The 24114-nt window shown below is 73.4% G+C and carries 19 protein-coding genes; 6 read left to right on the plus strand and 13 right to left on the minus strand.

Annotated features, from left to right (window positions below):
• The 7 genes from ACFW1A_RS20610 to ACFW1A_RS20640 all read right to left on the minus strand — a co-directional run.
• Positions 1-995, minus strand: a 995-nt coding sequence (locus tag ACFW1A_RS20610; RefSeq protein WP_380410560.1) for an N-acetylglucosamine kinase, incomplete at its 3' end; no start/stop codon positions are given.
• Positions 996-1113: 118 nt separating this feature from the next.
• Positions 1114-2400 (minus strand): 6-phospho-beta-glucosidase, encoded by a 1287-nt coding sequence (locus ACFW1A_RS20615; RefSeq protein WP_380410561.1) that lies wholly within the window; start codon positions 2398-2400, stop codon positions 1114-1116.
• Positions 2400-3284, minus strand: a complete 885-nt coding sequence (locus ACFW1A_RS20620; protein WP_380410562.1) for a carbohydrate ABC transporter permease — start codon at positions 3282-3284, stop codon at positions 2400-2402. The genes ACFW1A_RS20615 and ACFW1A_RS20620 overlap by 1 nt, the downstream gene beginning before the upstream one ends.
• A gap of 17 nt (positions 3285-3301) precedes the next feature.
• Positions 3302-4267 carry a carbohydrate ABC transporter permease gene (locus ACFW1A_RS20625; RefSeq protein ID WP_380410563.1) on the minus strand — a complete coding sequence of 322 codons (966 nt, stop codon included), beginning with the start codon at positions 4265-4267 and terminating at the stop codon, positions 3302-3304.
• Complete coding sequence (locus ACFW1A_RS20630) at positions 4264-5652, minus strand: ABC transporter substrate-binding protein (RefSeq protein WP_380410564.1); 1389 nt, start codon at positions 5650-5652, stop codon at positions 4264-4266. The genes ACFW1A_RS20625 and ACFW1A_RS20630 overlap by 4 nt, the downstream gene beginning before the upstream one ends.
• 136 nt (positions 5653-5788) lie before the next feature.
• The gene (locus ACFW1A_RS20635) at positions 5789-6985 is read right to left on the minus strand and encodes an ROK family protein (RefSeq protein ID WP_380410565.1); all 1197 of its coding nucleotides are present in this window, start codon (positions 6983-6985) and stop codon (positions 5789-5791) included.
• A gap of 162 nt (positions 6986-7147) precedes the next feature.
• Positions 7148-8179, minus strand: a complete 1032-nt coding sequence (locus tag ACFW1A_RS20640) for a mechanosensitive ion channel family protein (RefSeq protein ID WP_380410566.1) — start codon at positions 8177-8179, stop codon at positions 7148-7150.
• Positions 8180-8439: 260 nt separating this feature from the next.
• Here ACFW1A_RS20640 and ACFW1A_RS20645 point away from each other — a divergent pair, with 260 nt between their 5' ends.
• On the plus strand, positions 8440-9051 hold the full coding sequence (locus ACFW1A_RS20645) for an HNH endonuclease (protein WP_380410567.1): 612 nt from the start codon (positions 8440-8442) through the stop codon (positions 9049-9051).
• A gap of 237 nt (positions 9052-9288) precedes the next feature.
• On the opposite strand, the gene ACFW1A_RS20650 is transcribed toward ACFW1A_RS20645, so the two are convergent.
• Entirely contained in the window at positions 9289-9873 is a 585-nt protein-coding gene (locus ACFW1A_RS20650; RefSeq protein ID WP_380410568.1) for a hypothetical protein, read from the minus strand.
• 339 nt (positions 9874-10212) lie between these two features.
• Here ACFW1A_RS20650 and malQ point away from each other — a divergent pair, with 339 nt between their 5' ends.
• The 3 genes from malQ to ACFW1A_RS20665 all read left to right on the plus strand — a co-directional run bounded on the left by malQ (position 10213) and on the right by ACFW1A_RS20665 (position 13137).
• Positions 10213-12321 carry a 4-alpha-glucanotransferase gene (malQ, locus tag ACFW1A_RS20655; protein ID WP_380410577.1) on the plus strand — a complete coding sequence of 703 codons (2109 nt, stop codon included), beginning with the start codon at positions 10213-10215 and terminating at the stop codon, positions 12319-12321.
• 12 nt (positions 12322-12333) lie between these two features.
• Positions 12334-12573: a hypothetical protein gene (locus ACFW1A_RS20660; protein ID WP_380410569.1), complete on the plus strand. Its 240-nt coding sequence runs from the start codon at positions 12334-12336 to the stop codon at positions 12571-12573.
• Between the two features lie 75 nt (positions 12574-12648).
• Positions 12649-13137, plus strand: a complete 489-nt coding sequence (locus ACFW1A_RS20665) for a GNAT family N-acetyltransferase (RefSeq protein WP_380410570.1) — start codon at positions 12649-12651, stop codon at positions 13135-13137.
• Here ACFW1A_RS20665 and ACFW1A_RS20670 read toward each other — a convergent pair.
• The 4 genes from ACFW1A_RS20670 to ACFW1A_RS20685 are packed head-to-tail and all read right to left on the minus strand — an operon-like array spanning position 13098 to position 16510.
• The gene (locus ACFW1A_RS20670; RefSeq protein ID WP_380410571.1) at positions 13098-13817 is read right to left on the minus strand and encodes a VIT family protein; all 720 of its coding nucleotides are present in this window, start codon (positions 13815-13817) and stop codon (positions 13098-13100) included. The genes ACFW1A_RS20665 and ACFW1A_RS20670 overlap by 40 nt on opposite strands.
• A gap of 21 nt (positions 13818-13838) precedes the next feature.
• Positions 13839-14585 (minus strand): FAD:protein FMN transferase, encoded by a 747-nt coding sequence (locus ACFW1A_RS20675; RefSeq protein WP_380410572.1) that lies wholly within the window; start codon positions 14583-14585, stop codon positions 13839-13841.
• Positions 14585-15091: an FMN-binding protein gene (locus ACFW1A_RS20680; protein WP_380410573.1), complete on the minus strand. Its 507-nt coding sequence runs from the start codon at positions 15089-15091 to the stop codon at positions 14585-14587. The genes ACFW1A_RS20675 and ACFW1A_RS20680 overlap by 1 nt, the downstream gene beginning before the upstream one ends.
• A 12-nt stretch (positions 15092-15103) precedes the next feature.
• Positions 15104-16510 carry a ferric reductase-like transmembrane domain-containing protein gene (locus ACFW1A_RS20685; RefSeq protein ID WP_380410578.1) on the minus strand — a complete coding sequence of 469 codons (1407 nt, stop codon included), beginning with the start codon at positions 16508-16510 and terminating at the stop codon, positions 15104-15106.
• Between the two features lie 183 nt (positions 16511-16693).
• On the opposite strand from ACFW1A_RS20685, the gene ACFW1A_RS20690 reads away from it, so the two are divergent.
• Both ACFW1A_RS20690 and ACFW1A_RS20695 read left to right on the plus strand, forming a co-directional pair.
• Entirely contained in the window at positions 16694-17383 is a 690-nt protein-coding gene (locus ACFW1A_RS20690; RefSeq protein ID WP_380410574.1) for a response regulator transcription factor, read from the plus strand.
• Entirely contained in the window at positions 17380-18813 is a 1434-nt protein-coding gene (locus ACFW1A_RS20695) for a sensor histidine kinase (RefSeq protein WP_380410575.1), read from the plus strand. Before ACFW1A_RS20690 ends, ACFW1A_RS20695 begins: the two co-directional genes overlap by 4 nt.
• A gap of 77 nt (positions 18814-18890) precedes the next feature.
• Here ACFW1A_RS20695 and ACFW1A_RS20700 read toward each other — a convergent pair whose 3' ends face one another.
• On the minus strand, positions 18891-22928 hold the full coding sequence (locus ACFW1A_RS20700) for a ricin-type beta-trefoil lectin domain protein (RefSeq protein WP_380410576.1): 4038 nt from the start codon (positions 22926-22928) through the stop codon (positions 18891-18893).
• Positions 22929-24114: the final 1186 nt, after the last annotated feature.

Consider the following 24114-nt stretch of genomic DNA (forward strand, 5'->3'; position numbering starts at 1 on the left):
GTCCCGTACGCCGCCCGCACCCGCCGCTGCGCGTCCGCCCCGGCGCCCAGCCGGTCCAGGCCCAGCAGTGCGGCGCCCAGCACGGGCGCGGCGGTGACGATCCGCGGTTCGGCGTGCGGGGCCACGGCGGCCAGCCGGGTCCGCAGCCGGTCGAGCAGCAGCGGGTGCCGGGCGGCCAGCACCCCGCCGCCGAGCACCAGCGGGGCGGGCGCGTCCAGCAGGTCCAGCCGGTCGAGCGCGACCCGGGCCATCGCGGTGATCTCCGCCGCCTGCCGGTCCACCAGCTCCAGCGCGACCCGGTCGCCGGCCTCGGCGCAGGAGAAGATCAGCGGCACCAGTTCGTGCAGTCGCTCGGCGGCCACGGTACCCAGGTGGATCGCCTCGGCCACCGCCAGCGCGCCCGGCAGCCGGAAGTGCTCGCCGATGGCGGCGGCCAGCGCGGTCGGCCCGCCCCGCCCGTCCTCGGCCCGGGCCGCGAACCACATCGCCTCCCGGGCCAGCCCGCCGCCACCGCCCCAGTCCCCGGTGAGCCGGCCGAGCGCGGCGAACCGGGCGGTGCGGCCGTCGGGGAGCAGGCCGACGCAGTTGATCCCGGCCCCGCAGACCACCGCCACGCCGAGCGGCGCGTCGGTGCCGGCCCGCAACAGGCCGAAGGTGTCGTTGGCCACCGCGACCGAGCCGCCCCACCCCTGGGCCTCCAGCGCGGCGGCCAGCGCCTGCTCCTCCACCGGCAGGTCGGCGTTGGCCAGGCAGGCCTGCACGTGCGTGACCAGCGGCGCGCCGGCCGGGTCGACCCCGGCCTGTGCGGCGGCCGCCGCGACCAGCGGCGCCAGGCCGGCCACCGCCGCCCCGGGCCCGTGCAGTTGGGGGGCGAAGCCGCCGCCCCTGGCGGTGCCGAGCAGGGTGCCGTCGGCGGCGACCAGGGCGACATCGGTCTTGCTGTTGCCCGCGTCGATGGCGAGCACGCCGTCCAGGTGCGGCGGGTGGAGGTTCATGGTGTCCCCGGGTTGGTGCGGACCCCGGCCGAGGGAACGGCGGGGGCGTGGGCCGACCGGCGGCGAAGGGGATGCCGTGCGCGCTGGCACGACCCGTCGCCGACCGGCCCGGTCTCGGTCAGGCCCAGGCCAGGTGCGACCGGTTGTGGGCCAGCAGGCGGTCCGTCAGCTGGTCGGCCAACTCGATCTGCCCGACCAGCGGGTGGGCCAGCAGCGCGGTGAACACCCGGTCCCGGCCGCCCTTGAGCGCGGCCTCCAGAGCCAACTGCTCGTACCCGGTGACGTTCGCGATCAGCCCGGCGTACAGCGGCTCCACCGGGCGCTGCGGCAGCGGGCGGACCCCGGCCGCGTCCACCACGGCGGGCACCTCGATCACCGCGTCGTCGGGCAGGAAGGGCAGCACCCCGTCGTTGCGGGTGTTGACCACCTGCACGTCCGAGCCGCCGCCGGTGCCCAGCAGCGCCGCGATCAGCTGCACCGCCGCCTCCGAGTAGAAGGCGCCGCCGCGCTTGCCGAGCAGCTCCGGCTTGGTGTCCAGGGTCGGGTCCGCGTACAGGGTGAGCAGCTCCTGCTCGATCGCGGCGACCTGGGCGGCCCGCGAGCCCTGCTCGCGCAGCTCGGCCACCACCGCGTCGTGCTGGTAGAAGTAGCGCAGGTAGTACGACGGCACCACGCCCAACTGCTGGATCACCGGCAGCGGCAGGTGCAGGTCCTCGGCGATCTCCTTGCCGAAGCCGGCCAGCAGCTCCGGCAGCACCTCGCGGCCGGTGGCGGCCCCGGGCGCGTCCAGCAGGGTGACCCCGCGCTCCCAGGTCAGGTGGTTCAGCCCGACGTGGTCCAGCCGGACCAGCTCCGGTGCCACGCCCAGGTGGGCCGCGAACTTGCGCTGGAAGCCGATGGCCACGTTGCACAGGCCGACCGCCTTGTGCCCCGCGGTCTGCAGGGCCCGGGTGACGATGCCCACCGGGTTGGTGAAGTCCACGATCCAGGCCTGCGGGTTGGCCCGGCGCACCCGCTCGGCGATGTCCAGCACCACCGGCACGGTGCGCAGCGCCTTGGCCAACCCGCCCGCGCCGGTGGTCTCCTGGCCCACGCAGCCGCACTCCAGCGGCCAGGTCTCGTCCTGGTTGCGGGCGGCCTGCCCGCCCACCCGCAGCTGCAGCAGCACGGCGTCCACGTCGGCCACCGCCGCGTCCAGGTCGGTGCTGGTGGTGACGGTGGCGCCGTGGCCCTGCTTGGCGAAGATCCGCCGGGCCAGGCCGCCGATCAGCTCCAGCCGGTCGGCGGCCGGGTCGACCAGCACCAGCTCGCCGATCGGCAGGCTGTCGCGCAACCGGGCGAAACCGTCGACGAGTTCGGGCGTGTAGGTGGAACCGCCGCCGATGATGGCGAGTTTGAGAGACATCAGCCCTTGACCCCTGTGAGTGTCACGCCTTCGATGAAGGCCTTTTGCGCGAAGAAGAAGAGGAGGATGACCGGCGCCATGACCAGCAGGGTGGCCGCCATCTCCAGGTTCCAGTTGGTGTGGTGGGCGCCCTTGAAGGACTCCAGGCCGTACGAGAGGGTCCAGGCGCCCTCGTTCTCACTGGCGTAGATCTGCGGGCCGAAGTAGTCGTTCCAGCAGTAGAAGAACTGGAACAGCGCGACCGCCAGCACCGCCGGCTTGGCCATCGGCAGCACCACCCGCAGCAGGGTGCGCAGCTCGCCGCAGCCGTCGACCCGGGCGGCCTCCACGTACTCCTTGGGGACGGTCAGCAGGAACTGCCGCAGCAGGAAGATGGTGAAGGCGTCGCCGCAGGCCATCGGGATGATCAGCGGCCAGAGCGTGCCGCTCAGGTGCAGCTGCTTGGACCAGAACAGGTACATCGGGATGATGGTCACCTGCGGCGGCAGCATCATCATCGCCACCACGGCCATCAGTGCCAGGTTGCGCCCGCGGAAGTCGAACCGGGCCAGCGCGTAGGCGACCGGCACGCTGGAGACCACGGTGAGCAGGGTGCCGAGCCCCGCGTACAGCAGGGTGTTGCGCCACCAGGTGAGGAAGCCGGGCGTGTTCCACACCTTGGCGTAGTTGGACCACTGCCAGTGCTGCGGCCACCATTCCGAGGTGAGGGCCTGACGGTCCGTCATGACCGAGGTGAGGAAGACGAAGACGAAGGGCAGCAGGAAGAAGAGCGCGGCGGCCACGGCGGTGGAGTGCACCGCGACCCAGTGCAGGGCGGCCCGGCGGCGGGCCGCGGCGAGCCCGACGGCCTTGGCCGGCCGGGCGTTCAGGGCGATTGCGGTCATCGGTGTCTCGGTCTCTCTCAGTCCTCGCTCGACACGAACCCGGCCCGGCGGCGCAGCAGCAGGCTGGTGAAGGCCATCGAGAGGGCGAACAGGATCAGCGCCACCACGCAGGCCGAACCGGTGTCGAAGCGCTGGAAGCCCAGGTTGTAGACCATCTGCGGCAGGGTCCAGGTGGAGCCGTGCGGGTAGCCGGGTTCGAACTGCTGGCCCGAGCCGCCGATCACCCCGCTGGCCACCTTCCCGGCCACGATCGCCTGGGTGTAGTACTGCATGGTCTGGATCACGCCGGTGACCACGGCGAACATCACGATCGGCGAGATGTTCGGCAGGGTCACGTAGCGGAACTTGTGCCAGGCCCTGGCCCCGTCCAGCTCGGCGGCCTCGTACTGCTCGCGCGGCACGTCCAGCAGCGCGGCCATGAAGATCACCATCAGGTCGCCGATGCCCCACATGGCCAGCAGGCTGAGGGCCGGCTTGGACCAGGCGGGATCGGTGAACCAGCCGGGCTGCGGCAGGCCGAGCACGCCGAGGAAGTGGTTCACCGGCCCGGTGCCCGGGTTGAGCAGGAAGGCGAACGCGGTGGTGGCCGCCACCGGCGGAGCCAGGTAGGGCAGGTAGAAGGCGGTCCGGAAGAAGCCGGCGCCGGTCTTCACCTTGGTGATCAGCATCCCGACGCCGAGCCCGAAGACCACCCGCAGGCTGACCATCACCAGCACCAGCCAGAGCGTGTTGCGCAGGCCCTGCCAGAAGAACGGGTAGTGGTTGAAGACGTAGTTCCAGTTCTTCAGGCCGGTGAACACCGGGGCGCTGAAGCCGTCGTACTTCATGAAGGAGAAGTACACGGTGGAGACCAGCGGGTAGGCGAAGAAGACCGAGAAGCCGATCAGCCACGGGGAGAGGAAGGCCAGGGTGCGCAGCGCCCCCCGCCGGCGCTTGCGGCGCAGCGCCGGCGGGGTGGCGAGCTTGGCTGCCGCGGTGGTCACTTGGCCTGGTCCACGGCGGCGTCGATCTCCTTGTCGGTGGCGGCCAGGCCGGCCTTCAGGTCGGCCTGCTTGCCGGCCTCCACGTCGTAGGCGAAGTTCTGCAGGCTCACCTGGTAGGCGCCGCCGTTGATGCTCGGCGGGGTGGTGGAGGTGTGCGGGTTCTTGGCGATGTCCAGGAACACCTTGAAGTTCGGGTCGTTGTCCAGCTTGGGCGAGTTGAGCGCGGCGATGGTGCTGGGCACGTTGTGGATGGCGTTGGCGAAGCTCACCACCGCGTCCGTGTCGGTGGTCAGGTACTTCACCAGCTCCCAGGCGGCGGCCTGCTTCTGGCTGCTGCGGGCGATGCCGACGATGGTGCCGGTCTGGTAGCCGCGGCCGTAGGTGTCGGCCTGCGCGTCCGGCACCGGGAACGGCGCGGTGGCCCAGTCGATGCCCGGGTTGTCGGCCTTCAGCGAGGCGGTGCGCCACTCGCCGTCCAGGGCCATCGCGACCTGGCCGGTCTCGAACGGGTTCTTGGCGCTGAACTCGTCGCCGAAGGAGGTGCGGAACTTCTCCAGCTTGTCGAAGCCGCCCAGCTTGCCGATCAGCTTCTGCTGCCAGGTCAGCATGTCGGCGACGGTCGGGTCGCCGGCCAGGTCCGACTTGCCGTCGGAGCCGAAGTACCCGGTGCCCCACTGGCCCAGGTAGTGCGCCGGGGAGGTCTCGTAGCCGTGGTAGTTCGGCATGAAGCCGAGCTGCTGGTAGCCGTCGCCGTTGGCGACGGTCAGCTTGACCGCGTCGGCGTCGAACTCGCTGAGCGTCTTCGGCGGGGCGGTGATGCCGGCCGCGGCGAAGGCCTTCTTGTTGTAGTAGAGGCCGAAGGAGTCGCCGAGCAGCGGCAGCGAGCACTGGTCGCCCTGGAACTGGCTGTACTTGAGCATCGGGGCCGGGAAGGTGGCGGCCGGGTCGATGCCGTCCTTCTTCAGCAGCGGGTTGAGGTCGATCCAGGCCTTGGAGTTGCAGAACTTGCCGACGTTGTCCGTGGTGAAGGAGGAGACCACGTCCGGCGCGTCCGGGCCGCCGGCCCGCAGCGCCTGGTCGATCTTGTCGTCGGTGATGTTGGCGACCACCTTGACGTGGATGTTCGGGTGCGCCTTCTCGAAGGCGGCGATGTTGTCGTTGATCGCCTTGGTCTCGTTGTCCTGGCTCCAGCCGTGCCAGAAGGTGATGGTCACGTCCTTGCCGGAGGCCGAGGTGTCGTTGCCGGAGCCCGAGTCGGTGCCGGTGCAAGCGGTGGCGAGGAGCGCGGTGACGGCGCCCAGGGCGAGCGCGGCGACCGGGCGGCGGCCGAGGGATCTGCGGGGAAGGGACACGGGTCCTCCTGGGGGTACGGGGGCAGGCGTCATCGCCCGACGGCCCGGCGGGGGTTGGGGGAGGCGGTGCGGGTGGAGCGGGGGGAGCGGCCGGCCGGAGTGCGGCGGGACCGGGCGGGACGGGGGTGCGGGGGGCGGGAGCGGGCACGGTGCGGGTGACGGCGGCGGGTCAGGCGGTGGTGAAGGCCCTCTCCCGTGCGTCGGTCAACGCCCGTTGCAGGGCGCCGTGCAGGACCGGTGAGCCCTGGACGGTGGAGCTGAGCAGTTTCGGGCGCGGTACCGCGAGTCCGGTCAGCTCCTCCTGGACCAGCTCGCGCAGCCGCTCGCCGCCGGCCGTCGGGATGCCGCCGGAGAGCACGACCAGTTCGGGGTCGACCACGGCGACGATCGCGGCCAGCCCGGTGGCCAGCCGGTTGGCCAGCACCTGGAGGAACTCCTCGCCCGCGCCGGGGGTCTCCAGCGCGCGGACGATCGCCGCCTGGGCCGACCGGGCGGTCAGCCGGTACTGCTTGGCCAGGGCCAGCACGGCGTTGGCGCCGGCCAGCTCCTGGAACCCGCCGGAGTTCTCCCGGCGGACGTTGCGCACCAGCGGCGCGCCCGGGAGCGGCATGTAGCCGACCTCCCCGGCGCCGCCGGTGAAACCTCGGTGCAGCCGGCCGCCGATCACGATCGCGGCGCCGATGCCCTCCTCGGCCCAGAGCAGCACGAAGTCCTCGCTGCCCCGGGCGGAGCCGAGCGCCTGCTCGGCGACGGCGGCGAGGTTGACGTCGTTCTCGATCGCCACCGGGGCGCCGAGCGCGGCGGACAGCTCGCCGGTCAGGTCGGGGGTGTGCCAGCCGGGCAGGTGGGCCGCGTACCGCAGCTTGTTGGTCTGCGGGTCGAGCGCGCCGGGGGTGCCGATGACCACCTCGCGCAGGCTGCCCCAGGGCAGTTCGGCCCGCTGCAGGGTCTCGGCCAGCCCGTCGGCCACCCGCCGGACGGTGCCGGCGGCCTGCCGGCCCGGGGTGGCCAGGGTGTACTCGGCGCGGGTGCGGCCGGTGATGTCGGCCACCGCGAAACGGATCTGACTGGGCGTCACGTCCAGGCCCGCCACGTAGCCGGCCGCCGGGTTCACCTCGTACAGCTGGGCGTTGGGCCCGGGCCCGCCGGCGGTGGTGCCGACCGGGACGACCAGGCCGGCCGCCTCCAGGCGGGCCAGCAGCTGGGACGCGGTGGGCTTGGACAGGCCGGTCAGGGCACCGATCCGGGTGCGGGAGAGCGGGCCGTGTTCCAGCAGCAGGTCGAGCGCGGCGCGGTCGTTGATGGCGCGCAGCCGACTGGGGGTGCCGGGGCGGGGGGCGGCCGTGGGGCGGGTGGTGTCGTTCACGGTTCGATCCTCCTCCCACGCTCGGCCGGTCGGCCAGCACCGTCCATTCCGGGCTGGCGACTGGAAACTTTACTAACAATCCAGGGAGTGTCAATGGATACGACGAAGCCCCGCATCCCGGGTTCGGCGGGGTGCGGGGCTTCGCGGCGGCGGGGTTGCCCGTTACGGGAGCTTGCCGAAGGCGGCCTGCTCCTCGGGGGTCGGCGGCGGTATCGGCTTGGAGGCGAGCGAGCGGGCCGAGGTCGGGTCGGCCAGCGAGGACGGTGCCAGGGCCTCCGGCACCGTCGGCTTGGGGCCGGCCGCCGAGGCCTCCTCCTTGAGCTTGATGCCGGCCCGGTCGAAGGCCTCCTTGAGCCGCAGCCGCAGCTCCCGGCTGACCGGCGCCGCCTTGCTCGGCATGGTCCTGGCCTCCACCCGCAGCACCACGGTGTCGGCCGAGACCGACTCCACGCCGAGCACCTCGGCGGGCGCCCAGAGCAGCTCGTCCCAGGGCGACTCCTTGGCCATCGCCTCGGCCGCCCCGGTGATCAGGGTGCGGACCAGCTCCAGGTCCTCCTTGTAACCGACCTGCATGTCCACGGTGGCGGTGGACCAGCCCTGGCTCATGTTGGCGATCCGCTTCACCTCGCCGTTGCGGATGTACCAGATCTCGCCGTTGGCCCCGCGCAGCTTGGTCACCCGCAGGCCCACCTCCAGCACGGTGCCGGTGGCCACGCCCATGTCGATCTCGTCGCCGACGCCGTACTGGTCCTCCATGATCATGAAGACTCCGGAGAGGAAGTCGGTGACCAGGTTCCGCGCACCGAAGCCGAGCGCGACGCCCGCCACCCCCGCGCTGGCGAGCAGCGGGGCCAGGTCCACCCCGATGCCGGAGAGCACCATCAGGAAGGCGGTGCCCATGATCGAGAAGGAGGCGACGCTGCGCAGTACCGAGCCGATGGCCGCCGAGCGCTGCAGGCGTCGCTCGGTGTTCACCAGCAGGCCACCCAGCCGGCTGCTGGTCTCGTGGTCGGTCTGCTCGGCCCGGGTCGCCATCCGGTGGATGAACTGGTCGATCAGCTTGCGCACCACGGCCCGCATCACCAGGGCCAGCACCACGATCAGCACGGCCCGCAGGGTGCCCTCCACCCAGGCCTGCCAATGGGTGTCGAGCCACCCGGCCGCTTGTCGGGTACTGGTGGTCACGTCGGTCACGGGCCGGTCCTCCTGCGCTGCCTTACACGTTCGGCGTCAGCCTAGTCACCGTTCGAGTGCGGCGGGCCGCCGGTCTGGGCATAGGGATCAGTACGACCGGTGGCGGGCGGAAGCGGTCAGAAGCCTCTTCGGCCTGTTACCCGGTAGTGGTGGCGCCGTACAAACTCGTAAGGCGACACTGGGGGTGATCGCGCAGCGATGCGCGGTCATCCGCTCGTCCCGGCGCGAGCCACGCGCCGCAGGCGTCCAAGGAGGCATCCGTGCCGCATGTCCTGGTCCTCAACGCGTCGTACGAGCCACTCGGCGTCGTATCGATGCGCCGCGCCCTCGTCCTGGTCCTCAACCACAAGGCCATCAGCCTGGAGGACTCGGCCGTCACTCTGCACAGCGCCACCAGCGCCGTCACGGCGCCCTCCGTGGTCCGGCTCACCCGGTTCGTCCGGGTGCCGTTCTGCGGGCCAGTACCGCTCACCCGCCGCGCACTGTTCGCCCGTGACCACGGGCGATGCGTCTATTGCGGGGCCGCCGCGACCAGCGTCGACCACGTGATCCCGCGCAGCCGCGGCGGTCAGCACCGCTGGGACAACGTGGTGGCGGCCTGCCGCCGCTGCAACCACCTGAAGGCCGACCGCCACCTCACCGAGCTCGGGTGGCGGATGAAGCGACCTCCTGCTCCGCCCAGCGGACTGGCCTGGCGCATCATCGGAACCGGGATCAAGGACCCGCGCTGGCGGCCCTACCTGGAGCCGTACGGCGGCACGGACCAGTTCCGTGACTTCGAGCACTACGACCATACCGACCACCCGCCCACGACCCCCGTCCAGCTGGGCCGCGCCCACCTGCACGGCGAACCCGAACCACTCACCGCCTGATCCACCCGGGCCGCAAGCACCGCGGCAGCCCCATGGGCCGGCCCCGCCCCTCGTGTGAGGGGGTGAGGCCGGCCCGCCGCGTTTGTAGCCTCCTGCCATGCCGCCGACAGCCGCGATCTCGTTCGATGCCGATGACACCCTCTGGGACTCCGACGCCGCGCTGGCCGCCGCCCTGGGCCTCGCCCCGACCCGCTCCCGCCGGTACCCCGGCCCGACCCGATCGGTTCACCGGTGGAGCTACTGGACCTCTGACCCCCGGCGGGCCAGCGGGGCCAGGGCCAGGCCGTAGAGGGCGCCGCCCAGGGGCATCAGGTCGAGGGAGGCGCCCATGGCCAGGGTGCCGGTGAGGACCAGGACGGGGGAGTACCAGGGGAGGGTGCGGCGGACCGCGAGGTGGGTCAGCAGGGTGAGCAGGCCCAGGTAGAAGGCGAGCGGGCCGAACTGGTACACGAGGGGGAGGACGCCCGGGACGGACTGGATCGCCTCGAAGTGGTGCTCCTGGGCCGCCTCGGTGGAGCTGATCGCGCCCACGCAGAGGTCCACCGCGACCTGCACCAGGGACCAGACCAGCCCGAACAGGGCGGCGCCCAGCCCGAGCGCGGAGACCCGGCCGGGGCGGTGCAGCCGCAGCAGCAGCGGGCCGAAGCAGAGCAGGCCGGCCAGCAGTGCGGTGTGGCCCAGCATCCAGCCCGGGCCGGGCTCGCGGGAGCCGGGGACCAGCCGGACCAGCCCGTAGCCGGCGAGCAGGGCGGGCGCGGCCACGGCGAGCAGGCGGGTGCGCTGGGCGCTGCCGGGGGTGGCGACGAGGGCGGTGCTGGTCATCGTGGAGGCCTTTCGGGTGCGGTCCGGCTGACACGACAGAGCTTCGCCGGAACCCTCCTGGTCGCGGATCGCCGACGGGAGCGAAACCGGTCCTCCCCCGCACGGGGGAAGGGACGTCCCGTAGGGGTCAACTGACGCACTACCGGGTTCCCCCGCCGGGGCGGCGCGCCGGAAGGGATGGTCGGCGGGTGCGCCGGGTAGGAGTGGGATCCGACTGTCCGCCGTCGCCAGGAGACCGCGTTGGCCGCATACCTCGACCGTTCCGAAGAGCACCGTGACGAGTCATCAGCTCCGGGCCCCGCGCCTGACGCGGCGTCGGAGGACGCGCCGAGCCAGGCGCTGATCGCGCTGGCCCACGCGCACGGCGTGGACAGCAGCTACGACGCGGGGGAGGGGAACTTCGTCCAGGTGGGCGCCGCCACGCTGATCGCGGTGCTGGCCGCGCTCGGGGTCGCGGCGGGCGACCCGCAGGCCGTCGAGCAGGCGCTGCGCGAGCACCGGGAGGCCGCGGCGGGCCGGTTGCTGCCGCGCTGCCTGGTGGCCCGGGCCGGCCGGCGCACCGCGCTGGACGCCCCGGCGGCCGCCCGGCTGAGCATCGAGCTGGAGGACGGCGGCGACTGGCGGCTGCCCTCCGGCCGCTCGCACTGGCTGCCCGCCGACCTGCCGCTGGGGCGGCACACCCTGCACCTCACGCTGGCCGACCGGTCCGAGTCGGCCACCCTGATCGTGGCCCCCGAGCGGCTGGAGCCACTGGCCGGGCGCGGCTGGGGCTTCCTGGCCCAGCTGTACTCGGTGCTGTCCGAGCGCTCCTGGGGCATGGGCGACCTCGGCGACCTCACGGAGCTGGCCCAGTGGTCGGCCGGTGCGCTGGGCGCCGACTTCGTGCAGATCAACCCGCTGCACGCGGCGCTGCCCGGGGTGCCCTCCGACCCGTCGCCGTACCGCCCGTCCAGCCGCCGGTTCGCCGACCCGGTGCACCTGCGGATCGAGGCGCTGCCCGAGTACGCCTACGCGCCCGCCGCCGACCGCGCCGAGCTGGACGACCTGGCCCAGCGCGCCGGGCGGCTACGGGCCGAGGTGCTGGAGCACGACGGGCTGATCGACCGGGACGCGGTCTGGGCGGTCAAGGAGGAGGCGCTGCGGGTGCTGCACACCGTCCCGCGCGCTCCCGGGCGCCAGGCGGCCTACCAGGCCTTCGTCCGCCGCGAGGGCGACTGGCTGGACCAGTACGCCACCTGGACGGCGCTGGCCGAGCAGCACGGCAGCGACTGGCACTCCTGGCCCAAGGGCCTGCGCCGCCCGGACTCCCCGCAGGTGGCCGCGGCCCGGGCCGAGCTCGCCGAGCGGATCGAGTTCCACCGCTGGCTGGCCTGGCTGGTGGACGAGCAGCTGGGCAGCGCCCAGCTGGCCGCCGAGCGGGCCGGCATGACGGTCGGTCTGATCCACGACCTGGCGATCGGCTGCCACCCGCACGGCGCCGACTCCTGGGTGCTGCAGGACTACCTGGCCGGCGGCATCTCGGTGGGTGCGCCGCCGGACGCCTTCAACGCGCACGGCCAGGACTGGGGGCTGCCGCCCTGGCGCCCGGACGCGCTGGCCGAGGCCGGCTACGCGCCCTTCGCCGAGCTGCTGCGGGCCGCCGCCCAGCACGCGGGGGCGATCCGGATCGACCACGTGATGGGGCTGTTCCGGCTCTGGTGGGTGCCGGCCGGGCTGCCGCCGACGCACGGCGCCTACGTCCGCTACGACGCCGACGCGATGCTCGGCGTGCTGGCCCTGGAGGCGCACCGGGCCGGCACCGCGGTGATCGGCGAGGACCTGGGCACGGTGGAGCCCGGCGTGCGCGAGGAGCTGACGGCCCGTGGGGTGCTGGGCACCTCGGTGCTCTGGTTCGAGCGGGACTGGACCGGCAAGGAGGGGGCCAAGGGCGCGCCGCTGGCCCCCGAGCGCTGGCGCCCCGGCTGCCTGGCCACGCTGACCACGCACGACCTGCCGAGCACCGCCGCCCGGCTGTCCGGGGAGCACGTGGAGCTGCGCCACCGGCTCGGCCTGCTCGCCCACCCGCTGGTCGACGAGCAGGAGGCGGCCGCCGCCGAGCTGGCCGACTGGCGCGGCGAGCTGGTCCGGCGGGGGATGCTGGCCGGGGACGCGCCGCTGGACCAGGCGGCGCTGTACCGGTTCCTGCTGGCCACCCCCGCCGAGCTGGTCGGTGTCTGGCTGCCGGACACGGTCGGCGACCCGCGCCCGCAGAACCTGCCGGGCACCTGGGACCAGTACCCCAACTGGCGGCTGCCGGTGGCCGACGGCGCGGGCGCCCCGGTGACGCTGGAGCGGCTCGCCACCGAGCCGGACGCGCTGGTGCTGCGCGAGTTGCTCGGGGCCGGACTGGCCCGGTCGGCGGGCCGGGGGCGCCCCGGAAGGCCGACCCCGCCGCGCGACGGCCGATGAGGGGCCGGTACCGTGGAAAACGTGGACAAGAGGAACGCTTTGCGCGCTGGTGCGGTCTCCGCAGCGGCCACGCTGATGATGCTGATGACGTCGCCCGCCTTCGCGCTGACCCGCGACGACGGTGACGACCCGGGCCAGGGCCTGACCGTCGCGCAGACCCTCGGCCTCTACGTGGCCATCCCGCTGCTCGCCTTCGCGGTGATCGCCGGCCTGGTCATGGTGGCGTCCGGCAGCGACAAGAAGAAGAAGTAGTCACCCGCTCGCGCACTGCCCCCGTCGCCGGAAAACCGGCGGCGGGGGCAGTGGCGTGCGTGCGAGGCTGGGCGGATGGACTCCGTGCTGCAGATCCGGCCCGCCCGCCCCGAGGAGGCCGGCCCGCTCTCCGAGCTGGCGCTGCGCTCCAAGGGGCACTGGGGGTATGACGAGGCGTTCCTCGCGGCCTGCCGGGCCGAGCTGACCCTGCGCCCGGCGCTGCTGGCGGCGGGACGGGCCCTGGTGGCCGAGCGGGGCGGGGCGGTGCTGGGCTTCGCGCTGTTCGGCGGGCACGAGCTGGACATGCTGTACGTGGAGCCGGCCGCGATCGGGCAGGGCGTCGGGTCCGCGCTGTTCCGCGCGGTGCTGGAGCTCGCCCGGGCGGCGGGGACCGCGGAGTTCACCGTCGACGCCGACCCCAACGCCGCCGACTTCTACCGGGCGATGGGCGCCCGGCGGACCGGCGAGGTGCCCTCCGGGTCGATCCCGGGACGGGTCCTGCCGCAGTTCACCGTGACGGTGGCTCAGACCCCGGCCGCGCCGAGCAGCGAGCCCGCCGCGTAGGTGACGGCCATCGCCAGCCCGCCGCCCAGCACGTTGCGCAGGATCGACGGCCGCACGGGGGAGACGCCGAGCCGGGCGCCGGCCCAGCCGGTGAGCACCAGGGCGCAGAGCACGGCGACCACGGTGACCGGGACCCGCAGACCGGCGGGCGGCAGCACGATGGCCAGCAGCGGGAGCAGCGCGCCGCAGGTGAAGGCCACGAAGCTGGCCCAGGCGGCGTGCCACGGGTTGACGATCTGCTCCGGGTCGATGCCCAGCTCGACCTGGGCGTGCGCGCCGAGCGCGTCGCGGGCGGTGAGCTGCTCGGCCACCTCGCGCGCCACCTCCGGGGTCAGACCGCGGTCCCGCAGCAGGCCGGTCAGCTCGTCGAGCTCCTCCTCCGGCTGCTCGGCCAGCTCGCGCCGCTCCTGGGCCAGCGCGGCCCGCTCCGAGTCGCGCTGGGTGCTCACCGAGACGTACTCCCCGGAGGCCATCGACAGCGCCCCGGCCAGCAGGCCGGCCAGGCCGGCGGCGAGCAGCGCGGTGGCGTCCGAGGTGGCGCCGGCCACGCCGACCACCAGCCCGGCGGTGGACACCACCCCGTCGTTGGCGCCGAGCACCCCGGCCCGCAGCCAGTTCAGCCGGCCGCTCAGGCCCGTGCTCCGGTCCGCCTCGTGCTCTGCCGTCGCGCCGTCATCCACCAGGCCAGTCTGACCGGCTGACTAGTCGTCCGCGAGGTGGCGCACCAGCCCCGGGGTGCCCAGTCGGCGCCCGTCCGGGAGGACGACCAGGGCCTCGTGCGCCGGCAGCGCGGCGATCCAGTCCAGGGCCCGCTGCGGGCCCATGGCGAAGGCGGCGGTGGCGTAGGCGTCGGTCAGGGCCAGCTGCGGCCCGACCACGGTGACGGAGTGGGTGCCGGGGGCGGGCCGGTCCGTGTGCGGGTCCACGATGTGCGCGCCGCGCTCGGCCGTCCCGGAGGTGGCCACCGCGAACGCGCCGCGCCCCGCCAGCACCGCCGCCACCGCGCCGGGCCGGGCGGGGTCGGCCACCCCGATCCGCCAGGGCCGCCCGTCGGCGGCCGTGCCGCGGGCCTGGACGTCGCCGCCGCCGGTGACCGTGTGGTCCGGGCAGCCGGCCGCGACCAGCAGGTCGCTGGCCCGCTCCACCGCCCAGCCCTTGACCCAGCCGGACAGGTCCAGCCGCCCGCCCGGCCGGGCGGTGAACCAGCCGCCGCTGTCCGCCCGCACCGTCGCGCAGGCCGCCAGCGCCTCGGCCACCAACGGGTCGCACTCCTCCACCGTCAGCTCGCCGCGCCCCAGCCGGCTCAGCTGGCTCTGCGGCCGGTAGGTCGAGAACAGTGCGTCCAGCCGGTGCAGCTCGGCCACGGCCGGCCCGAGCACCGCGGGCGCACCGCCGCGCAGCGCGAAGGAGAAGACCGTGCCCATCGCCTCCTCGGTGTGGCGCAGCATCAGCCGGTCCCGCTCTGCCCGGCCTGGTCCAGCGCGCTCTGCAGCGAGCGGGTGTACCCGTCGCTGGTGTAGGTGGCGCCGGAGACCGCGTCGATGTTCGCGCCGCCGGCCGCGATCGCCTCCTGGTTCAGCTGCGGCAGCGCGTAGGCGTTGATCTCGCGGTCCCGCCCGCTCTCGGACGGGTACTGCAGCACGTCCACCTTGGTGAGCTTGCCGCCGGTCAGCGTGATCCGGACCTGGACCGGCCCGAACCGGGTGTCGACGGCGTTGCCGGTCACCGTCCTGGTCCCGCTCGCCGCCTGGCCGGTCGAGGCCGAGGCGGCACCCGACGGGGTGGCGCCGGAGGCGGTGGCACCGGCGGACGGCGCCGCCGCGGGGGCCGCCGCACCCTGGTCGGAGGAGATCGGGGCCTGGGTCCCCGCGGTGGCCGACCCGTGCGGCTTCAGGCCCAGCAGCAGCACCACCAACGAGGCCGTCGCCGCCCCGGTCACCAATGTCCTGCGCATACCGACACTCCCTCAGAAGACGAACGACTCGTGGTGGATCCGCCGACCCGGCACCCCCGCCGCCCGCAGCTCGCGCACCGTGGCCGCGGCCAGCTCCGGCGGCCCGCACAGGAACACCTCGTGCTCGCGCAGCCCGGGCACCAGCGCGCCCAGCCGCGCCGCCGACAGGGGGTCCCGGGACGGGCCGGCCCCCCGGTCCCGGGACCCCAGCAGCCAGTGCACCCGGGCCCGCCGCCGGGCCGCCACCTGTTCCAGCTCCTGGCGGAACACCAGGTCCTCCTCGCGCCGGGCGCGGTAGAGCAGGGTGAGGGTGCCCGGGCGGGCGGGCAGCGACTCGAAGAGCGCCCGGATCGGGGTGATCCCCACCCCGGCGGCGATCAGCAGCACGGGCCGGCCGGGGGCGACCCGGGCCCTGGCGGTGAAGGCCCCGTACGGTCCCTCGGCGCGCACCCGCACCCCGGGCCGCAGGCCGGCCACCGCCGCGCTGTGCCCGCCCAGGTCCTTGACCGTGAAGCGGAGGAACCGCGGGTGCGGCGGCGCGGAGAGCGAGTACGGGTTGGCGGCCCAGCGCAGCCCGGGCGCCAGGAACTGCAGCCGGAAGAACTGCCCCGGCAGGCAGCGCAGCTCGTCCAGCCGCTCGCCGGTCAGGAAGACCGAGACCACGCCGTCCGCCTCCGGCCGCACCTCGGCGACCCGCAGCCGGTGGCGGCGGTCGCGCAGGAAGGGCAGCGCCAGCCGGAACCAGCCGAGCAGCGCGAAGGAGCCCAGGTAGAGCGCCCACCAGGCGAGCCGGCCGGGTCCCTCGACCAGGTCGGCCCCGTTCACCAGCTGGTGCGAGAAGCCGAGCGCGATCGCCAGGTAGGTGGCCAGGTGCAGGTAGTACCAGGCCTCGTAGCTCAGCCGCCGCCGGGCCGCCCGGGCGGAGACCGCGCCGGTGCCCAGCATCAGCAGGGTGGCCGCGGTGGCCTTGAGCATCTCGGGGTAGTGCAGCACCAGCTCGCCGGTCTCGCCGAGCACGCCGCGGTGGGCGGTCAGCGCGTACCCCCAGATCACGGTCAGCACGTGCACGGTGATCAGCAGGACCAGGTAGCGGCCGCCCTGCGCGTGCCAGCGGGCCAGCCGGTCGGCGCCCACCTCGCGCTCCAGCACCGGGATCCGGGCCATCAGCAGGAGCAGCACCGGGGCCAGGTAGCCGGCCAGCAGGCCGGTGATCCGGCCCGCACCGGTCAGCCACTCGTCGGCGCCGGTGACGGCGTAGGTGTCCCGCCACCACAGGGCGAGGATGCCGAGCGCGCCGGCCGCCACCGCGGCGGGCAGCAGCCACGGCAGGGCGGCGCGGGCCAGCTCCCCGACGGGGGTGCGGCCGGGGGTCGGCGCCCGGCGGGTGCCGGCCGGGGTCCGTCGGTGGGTGGTGGTCACCGTCACGGCGGCTCCTCTCGCTCGCTGCGGCATCGGTTGGGCAACCCTGTCAGGGCCAGCTCTCAGTTCGCTCTGAAAACCGGCCCGCCGGACCCCGCCGGGACCCGTTTCCGCAGGTCGTCGCAGGTCAGCGGGCTAACGGATCTCACCGCTTTCTCATCCCGCTGCGGCACAATGGCCGGCATGACCGCACGCCGCATCCTGGTCGTCGACGACGAACCCGACCTCGTGGAGGTGCTCTGCGCCGCGTTGCGCTACGAGGGCCACCAGGCGCTGGGCGCCGCCACCGGCGCCGAGGCGGTCCACCTGGCGGCGACCTGGGCCCCGGACGCGGTGGTGCTCGACATGATGCTGCCCGACCTGGACGGGATGGCGGTGCTGGAGCGGATCCACGCCGAGCGGCCGGAGGTGCGGGTGCTCTTCCTCACCGCCCGGGACGCGTTGGAGGACCGGATCGGCGCGCTGGCCGCCGGCGGCGACGACTACGTGACCAAGCCGTTCAGCCTGGAGGAGGTGGTGGTCCGGCTGCGCGGCCTGCTGCGCCGGGCCGCCCCGCCCGCCGCGCCGCCGCCCGGGGCGCTGGTGCTGGGCGACCTGGTGCTGGTCGAGGCGGCCCGCGAGGTCAGCCGGGCCGGCGCCCCGATCGAGCTCAGCCCGACCGAGTTCGCGCTGCTGCGGCACCTGATGCGCCACCCGCGCCAGGTGCTGAGCAAGGCCCAGCTGCTGGACGCGGTCTGGTCCTACGACTTCGGCGGCCAGGCCCACGTGGTCGAGCTCTACATCAGCTACCTGCGCAAGAAGGTCGACGCCGGCCGAGCACCGATGATCCACACCGTCCGGGGCGCGGGCTACCTGCTGAAGGCGGCGGTGTGAGGGGCGGGCGGCGCTCGCTGCGGGTCCGGCTGCTGGCCGGCCTGCTCGCGCTGCTGCTGGTGATCTTCGCCGGGGTCGGCCTGGCCGTCACCACCGCGCTGCGCGGCTTCCTGCTGGCCCGGCTGGACCAGCAGCTCTCCGACACCGGCGGCCGGTACGCCGCCAGCCTGGAGCACGGCAACGCCAGCGACACCAGGGCCCAGGCCCCCGGCACCTTCGGCGCCCGGCTGCTGGGCGGCACGGTGACCGATGCCGGCGTGGTCGACGGCGACGCGGACGACGCGGCGGTGGCGGCGGGCACCGCGCCCGCCGACACCTCCGACCAGGTCACGCTGACCGCGGCGGACCAGCACCGGCTGGCCGAGCTGCCGGTCGGCGGCGCGGCCGGCACCGTGCACGTGGGCGGGCTCGGCGAGTACCGGGTCCGCGCGGTGGCGGGGCGGGACGGCGACGTCCTGGTGACCGGCGTGCCGCTGCGTGCGGTGGAGGACACGCTGCACCAGGTGGAGCTGCTGGAACTGGTCGTCTTCGGCGTGGCCGTGGCCGTGGCCGGTGTGGTCGGCGGGCTCTGGCTGCGGCTGGCGCTGCGCCCGCTGGACCGGATCGCCGCCACCGCGACCCGGGTCAGCGCGCTGCCGCTGGCCCGCGGCGAGGTGGTGATCGGCGAGCGGGTCCCGGCCCCGGCGGCCGACCCCGGCACCGAGACCGGCCGGGTGGGCCTGGCGCTCAACCGGATGCTCGGCCACGTCGAGGACGCGCTGGCCCAGCGGCACGCGGTGGAGGACCGGCTGCGCTCCTTCGCCGCCGACGCCGGCCACGAGCTGCGCACCCCGGTGGCCACCGTGCGCGGCCACGCCGAACTGGCCCTGCGCCACCCCGAGCCGGTGCCGCAGCCGGTGCGCCACTCGCTGGAGCGGATCGCCGCCGAGTCGCGCCGGATGGGCGCGCTGGTGGACGACCTGCTGCTGCTCGCCCGCCTGGACGCCGGCCGCCCGCTGGCCGCCGCCGAGGTCGACCTGACCCGGCTCGCGCTGGACTGCGTGGCGGACGCCCGGGCCGCCGCACCGGAGCACCACTGGCGTCTCGAACTGCCCGCCGAGCCGGTCCTGGTGACCGGCGACGAGGACCGGCTGCGCCAGGTGGTGGCCAACCTGCTCAGCAACGCCCACCGCCACACGCCGTCCGGCAGCACCGTCACCCTGTCACTGACGGACCGTCACCTCGCGGTGGCCGACGACGGACCGGGGATCGCGCCGGAGCTGCGCGAGCAGCTCTTCGAGCGCTTCGTGCGCGGCGACCAGGCCCGGTCCCGGGCCACCGGCGGCACCGGCCTCGGCCTGGCCATCGCGCGCGCCGTCGCCACCGCGCACGGCGGCACGCTGACCCTGGAGCCGGGCCCCGGCGCCCGCTTCGTGCTGCGGCTGCCCTGACGACGACAGCGGCCCCCCGCCCGGGATCCGGGTGGGGGGCCGCTCGGTCGGTGCGGACCGGGTGCGGTCGGCAGCGACTAGTAGGTGTGCACCACCCACTCCTGGTTCGCCTGACCGCTGCCGCAGTCCCAGATGTCCATCGCGGAGCCGTTGGTGGTCACCCAGCCGGGCAGCTCCAGGCACTTCTTGGAGGCCGGGTTGCGGATGGTCCCGTCGGTCCCGAGCACCCACTGCTGCTCGGCGTGGCCGGGCTCGCAGTCCCAGCTGATCACCGCGGCGCCGTTGGTGGTGGCGCCGTTGGCGACCGAGACGCACATGCCGCCGGTGCGCAGGGTGCCGTCGGTGGCGAAGGTGAACTTCTGCGTCGCGCCGCCCCAGCAGTCGTACTGGGCCACGTTGGTGCCCCGGCCGGGCACGCCCGCGCCGTTGCCGTAGTTGTCCAGGCAGCGGCCGTCCTGGACCGAGCGGATGTCGACCTGCACCTGGGCGTTGACGGTGCCGATCTGGCTCGCCGGGCTCAGCTGCGCCTCGCCCTTGCTGTCGGCCCCGGTGCCCAGGTACTGGGTGATGGCGCCGGCCCCGGTGATCGCGACCAGGTCGGGGTTGCCGTCGTTGTTCACGTCACCCGGCGAGGTCAGCACCGGGTAGGTGCTGGCCCGGAAGCTGCGGTTGATCACCGACTGCTGGGTGAGCGCGGTACCGGTGGCGGTCCAGGTCTGCTCCGGGGTGCCCGCGGCGCAGGTGGCGATCACCAGCGCGGCGCCCGAGGCGGTCGGGTTGCCCTTGGCGGCGGCCAGGCACAGGCCCGAGTTCGGGTTCTGCAGCAGGCCCGGGCTGCCCGCGACCGGGGCCCACTTCTGCGCGTTGGTGGTGTTGCAGTCGTAGAGCTGCACCGCGGTGCCCGCGGTGGTGCTGCTGCCCGGGATGTCGATGCACTTGCCGAGCACGTGCAGGCTGCCGTCCAGGCCCCAGGTGTAGCCCTGGTTCTCCCACATGGTGCTGCCGCAGCCGTAGAGCGCCACGGCGGTGCCGTTGGCGGTGTTGCCGCCGCTGACGTCGGCGCAGAGGTTGGTCCCGGCACCGTTGGTCAGGTTGGTGGCCTTCGGCGCGGACAGGTTGCTGGTGGGCAGACCGTTGGTGTCGAAGGTGAGGGTGTACTGGTTGACCGCACCGGTGGTGTTGTTGCGCGCCCACAGGGTCGGGGTGCCGCCGCTGACCGCGCCGTTGGTGACGGTCGCGCCGACCAGGCCGGGGGCGATCAGGGTGGTGTTGGACCAGTCGTCCGAGCTGATCAGGTACGGGCTGACCAGGTTGGCACCGCCCTTGGCGCTGCCGGGGTAGTACCAGAGCTTGCCGTTCTCCACCGTGATCAGGTCGGCGTACGGCTTGGAGCCGGAGGCGGACCAGAGCGGCAGGCGGCTGAAGGCGCCCGGGGCGACCATCTGCGAGACCGCGTCCCAGCTGGCGCTGTACGCGGCCGAGCAGCCGGTGCTGGCCGCGGCGCAGCCGGACGGCTTGTTCAGCGGCTGGAAGTTGCGGTTGTCGAAGGTGCCGTTGACCGCGTAGCCGCCGGCCGGGGCCGCGGCGTTGCCGTCGTTGGTGTAGAGGTACATCGACTTCGGCGAGGTGTTCTTCAGCGCGAAGATGTCGTCGACGGTGCCCTGGACCTCCGAACCGCGGTGGGTCACCAGGAAGTTGCTCCAGCTGGTGCCGTCCGGGCTGTTCGCCTGGGTGGAGGCCACCTGCGGGGTGGCGGAGGCGTCCGCGTTGCCCGGGATCAGGGTGAGGTTCCCGGTGTTGGTCGGGTCCGCGACGATGGTGTCCGGCACGCCGTCACCGGTCAGGTCGCCCGGGTTCACCTTGGTGTTCGGGTTGAACGGCGCGTAGAAGCTGTAACTCGCCACGGTGGCCTGGGTGTTGCCCGCGCCGTCGACGGCCCGCACGTTGAGCGTGTGGGTGCCCCACTGGTTGGCCGTCAGGCTGACCGGGATGCTCGCGGTCGCGGTGCCGTTGGCGTCCGGGGTCACGTCGACGTGGTTGAAGCCGCTGACCGGGATGTTCTGGTCCAGCGCCCACTGGAACTGCTTCACACCGGACTTGATGCAGGCGTTCAGCGTGCAGCCGGTCGGGGTGGGGTCGGTGCTGGAGACCTGGATGTTGACGGTCGGGTCACCGGCGTGCGCCTGCGGCGTGATGCCGCTGCCCAGCGGCGGGAAGGCCGCCGACGGGGTGAAGCCGGCGATCGACGGCGGGCTCAGGTCGACGTCGAAGTAGCAGTACTGCGAGCCCGGGCCGTTCAGCGTGCCGTCGTACGGGATGGCGTTCCAGCCGTACTGGTGGCCGTCCTGCACCTGGAAGGCGATGTTGGCGCTGGTCCAGCTGCTCGGCGCGGTCCAGTCGGAGACCGACTGCGCCATGCCCGCCGGCGAGCCGCCGTTGCTGGTCATGTTGTCCCAGACGTGGAACGTGCTCTGCAGGTTCACGCCGGGCATGTTGGTCGAGTCCCAGGCGTGCAGCTGGATGTTCGACGCGTTGCCGTTCAGCGAGGTCATGCCGATCCAGCCGGTGTTGCCGCACTCGCCGGCGTAGGGGCTGGTGTACATGCCGGTCGGCTGGTTCGGCGCGATGTCGTACGTGGTGCTGATGTACGGGTTCAGGCCGAACCGCATGAACCCGTTGTTGGACGAGTTGCTGGTGTCCTCGTTGCCGTACAGCTGGAAGGTCAGGTTGCCGTTGGTCTGGTAGGACTTGACGGCGTTGGTGACGTCCAGGTTGACCGTGTGGGTGCCGCAGGACGAGGCCGAGGAGGTGGTCGTCGTGCCCGGGACGCTCTGCACCCAGCCGGGCTGGGTGTTCCAGCTGGTGCTGCCGTTGATGGCGCCCACCAGGTTGGCGTTGACCGGGTACTGGGTGCTGCAGTTCCAGTCCGCGCCGTAGGTCTCGGAGAGCACCAGGGTGGAGGTGAACACCGTCATGCTGGAGTTCAGGAAGCTGGTGTTCAGCTCGTAGAACGAGCGGTAGATACCCGCGCAGTTGGAGTCGTAGTGCTGCCAGCCGATGGCCTCACCGTTGGTCTGCGGGGTGTCGTAGAGGGTCTGGCCCGCGCAGCCCGACTTGACCTCGGTGTAGTGGTTGGTGCCCCCCGCCGGCGAGACGCCCGGGTCGATGAAGGCCGGGTAGGTGGCGTGGGCCAGCTGGTCGGCGTCGGGGGCCAGGGTGAGCGAGCCGTTGTCGGCCGTGACGTTCAGCTTGGAGATGTGCGCGCCGTGGCCCGGGCCCTCCTTGGAGGAGCCGAGCTTGCCCGCCGGGTCGGCGAAGCCGAGCGGGGCGGCCGGGGCGTCGGGCGAGATCGCCTTGAGCTTGGGCGCGGCCTCGGCGGCCGACGTGTTCGGGTGCGGGCTGTCGGCCGCCGGGGCGGCCTGGCTGGCCGAGTCCCACATCAGCGGGGCCGGGGCGTGGAAGGCTTCGGTGCCGTCGGGGGTTTTGACGGTGAGGTTGCCGTCGGTGTCGGTGCTGGTGGTGAGGCCGTTGGTGGTGGTGGCCAGCTTCAGCGTCTTGAGCTGGGGGTTGGCGGCGGCCTGGGCGTTCTTGACGACGAGGACTTCGTGGAAGGCGCCCTGGTCGGTGACGGTGGCCTGGAGGTCGACGCCGGGCAGGACGTCGGCGTAGGTGGCGGTGTCGCCGTTGACGGTCGGCTTGGGCAGCGCGAACGGCAGGGTCATCGCGAACTGGTGGCCGGCCTTGTCCTTGAAGGCGGCCAGCGGCGCGGTGCCGCCGCCGGACAGGGTGACCCCGGAGGGGGTGGCGGCGGGGGAGAAGGTCCCGTCGGCGTTCTTGGCCAGGGTCGCGTCGGTGGCGACCCACGCGCCGCCCTTCTTGACCCGCGCGGCCTGGACGTTGGTGGTGGTGGTGAAGCTGCCGTCGGGGTTGGCCACCGTGAGCGAAGTCTCGGTGGTCAGCGCGTCGACGGTGACCGGCTTGCCGGTCTTCTTCGCCTCGGCCTGAGCCTGCTGCGACGGGCCCTGCTGGGCACCGGTCGGCTTGGTCCCGGCGGCGGCCGCCGGTGCGGGTGCGCCGGTGTCGGCGAAGCTGGGGCCCGCGGCGGTGGCGAGCACCGTGGTCAGGGCCGCTATCAGAGTGAGGTGGTGACGCAGTCTCGGCCGCGTCGCTGGCCTGAGGCCGGCTGAAAGCACGTGAAGTCCCCTGTGAGAAAAGTCCTGGCAAAGGCCGGCTGAGACGACTGGCCGGCCCTGGCCTCCCCCGTTGACGGCGTCAGTCCGTCATGTCCGTTTCGCGGTGCTCCTTACGCTTTGTCAGATGGTGCCCCGTGTAACGGACGTGACTCGTGTGACCTGAGAGGCCACGGGGAGGTTATTGCCCGATGAGTACCGATGGCAATACGGAGAGAGAGGAGCCCGGATGGGTGGGGGCTGTGCATGAGGACCACGCCTGGTGGGGCCGGGGGCAGCGGGGGTGGGGTGAGGGTGGAGCAGAGGGTGCGGCGGGTGGCACGGGGGTCGGGTGGCGGGTCGTTGGGTGCTGCCGTCCGCGACCCGGTCGGCTGCCTCCAGGCCGGCCGCGGACCTGCGGGAACTGTCGAAGTCGAGTGCAGGGCCGGGTCATCGGTATCGGCCTCGGGATCCGGAGAAATGCGACGGCATCACCCATGGAAAAGAATGGGCAAAGAATTGCCCACGGCTGATGCGGTGTCACTGATTCCACTTCACCTCTGACGGGATGTCGGATTTACTCCGTGGCGCAACGGTTCGCCCGACGTGTGCCGATTGGCGGCTTCGCGGATTGCTGTGGCCGGGGAGTCCGATCCGTCAAGAAGGGTGCCATGGGGGGCGATTGGAGTGGTTGGACCACTTTGTCACGAGGTGACTGAAACGGCTGATGTCTGAGTGGTTCCTGTGTATTGAGATCGTCCGTGTGACGACCCTTGCGCTGTCTGTAGCGAGCCGCATATGGTCCGCATCACCGGGGGGAAACGGGGGGAACTTGTGCCTGCCCGAAGCCGCTCGGAAGTGGTTCGACTACTACCTAGTGGAGTTGGGTCGTGCAGCTTCGACACCAAGGTGAGAGCGGATTCGGGGGAGGCGGCGGGCAGCGCCGCCGACGAATACGGCGACGGGGACAGGTGGTCATCGGCCTGACCTTCGCCGCCTTCACGCTGGTCGCCCCGATCGCCGACGCCCAGACCGTCGTCGGCGGGTACCAGTACAAGGGCAAGCTGTGGGCGGCGGATCCGCTGCAGCAGCAGCCGAAGGTGAGCGGGCACAACGCGGGCGCGGGCGGTAC

It is taken from the genome of Kitasatospora sp. NPDC058965 (genome assembly GCF_042741245.1).
In the GTDB taxonomy this organism is placed as follows: Bacteria; Actinomycetota; Actinomycetes; order Streptomycetales; family Streptomycetaceae; genus Kitasatospora.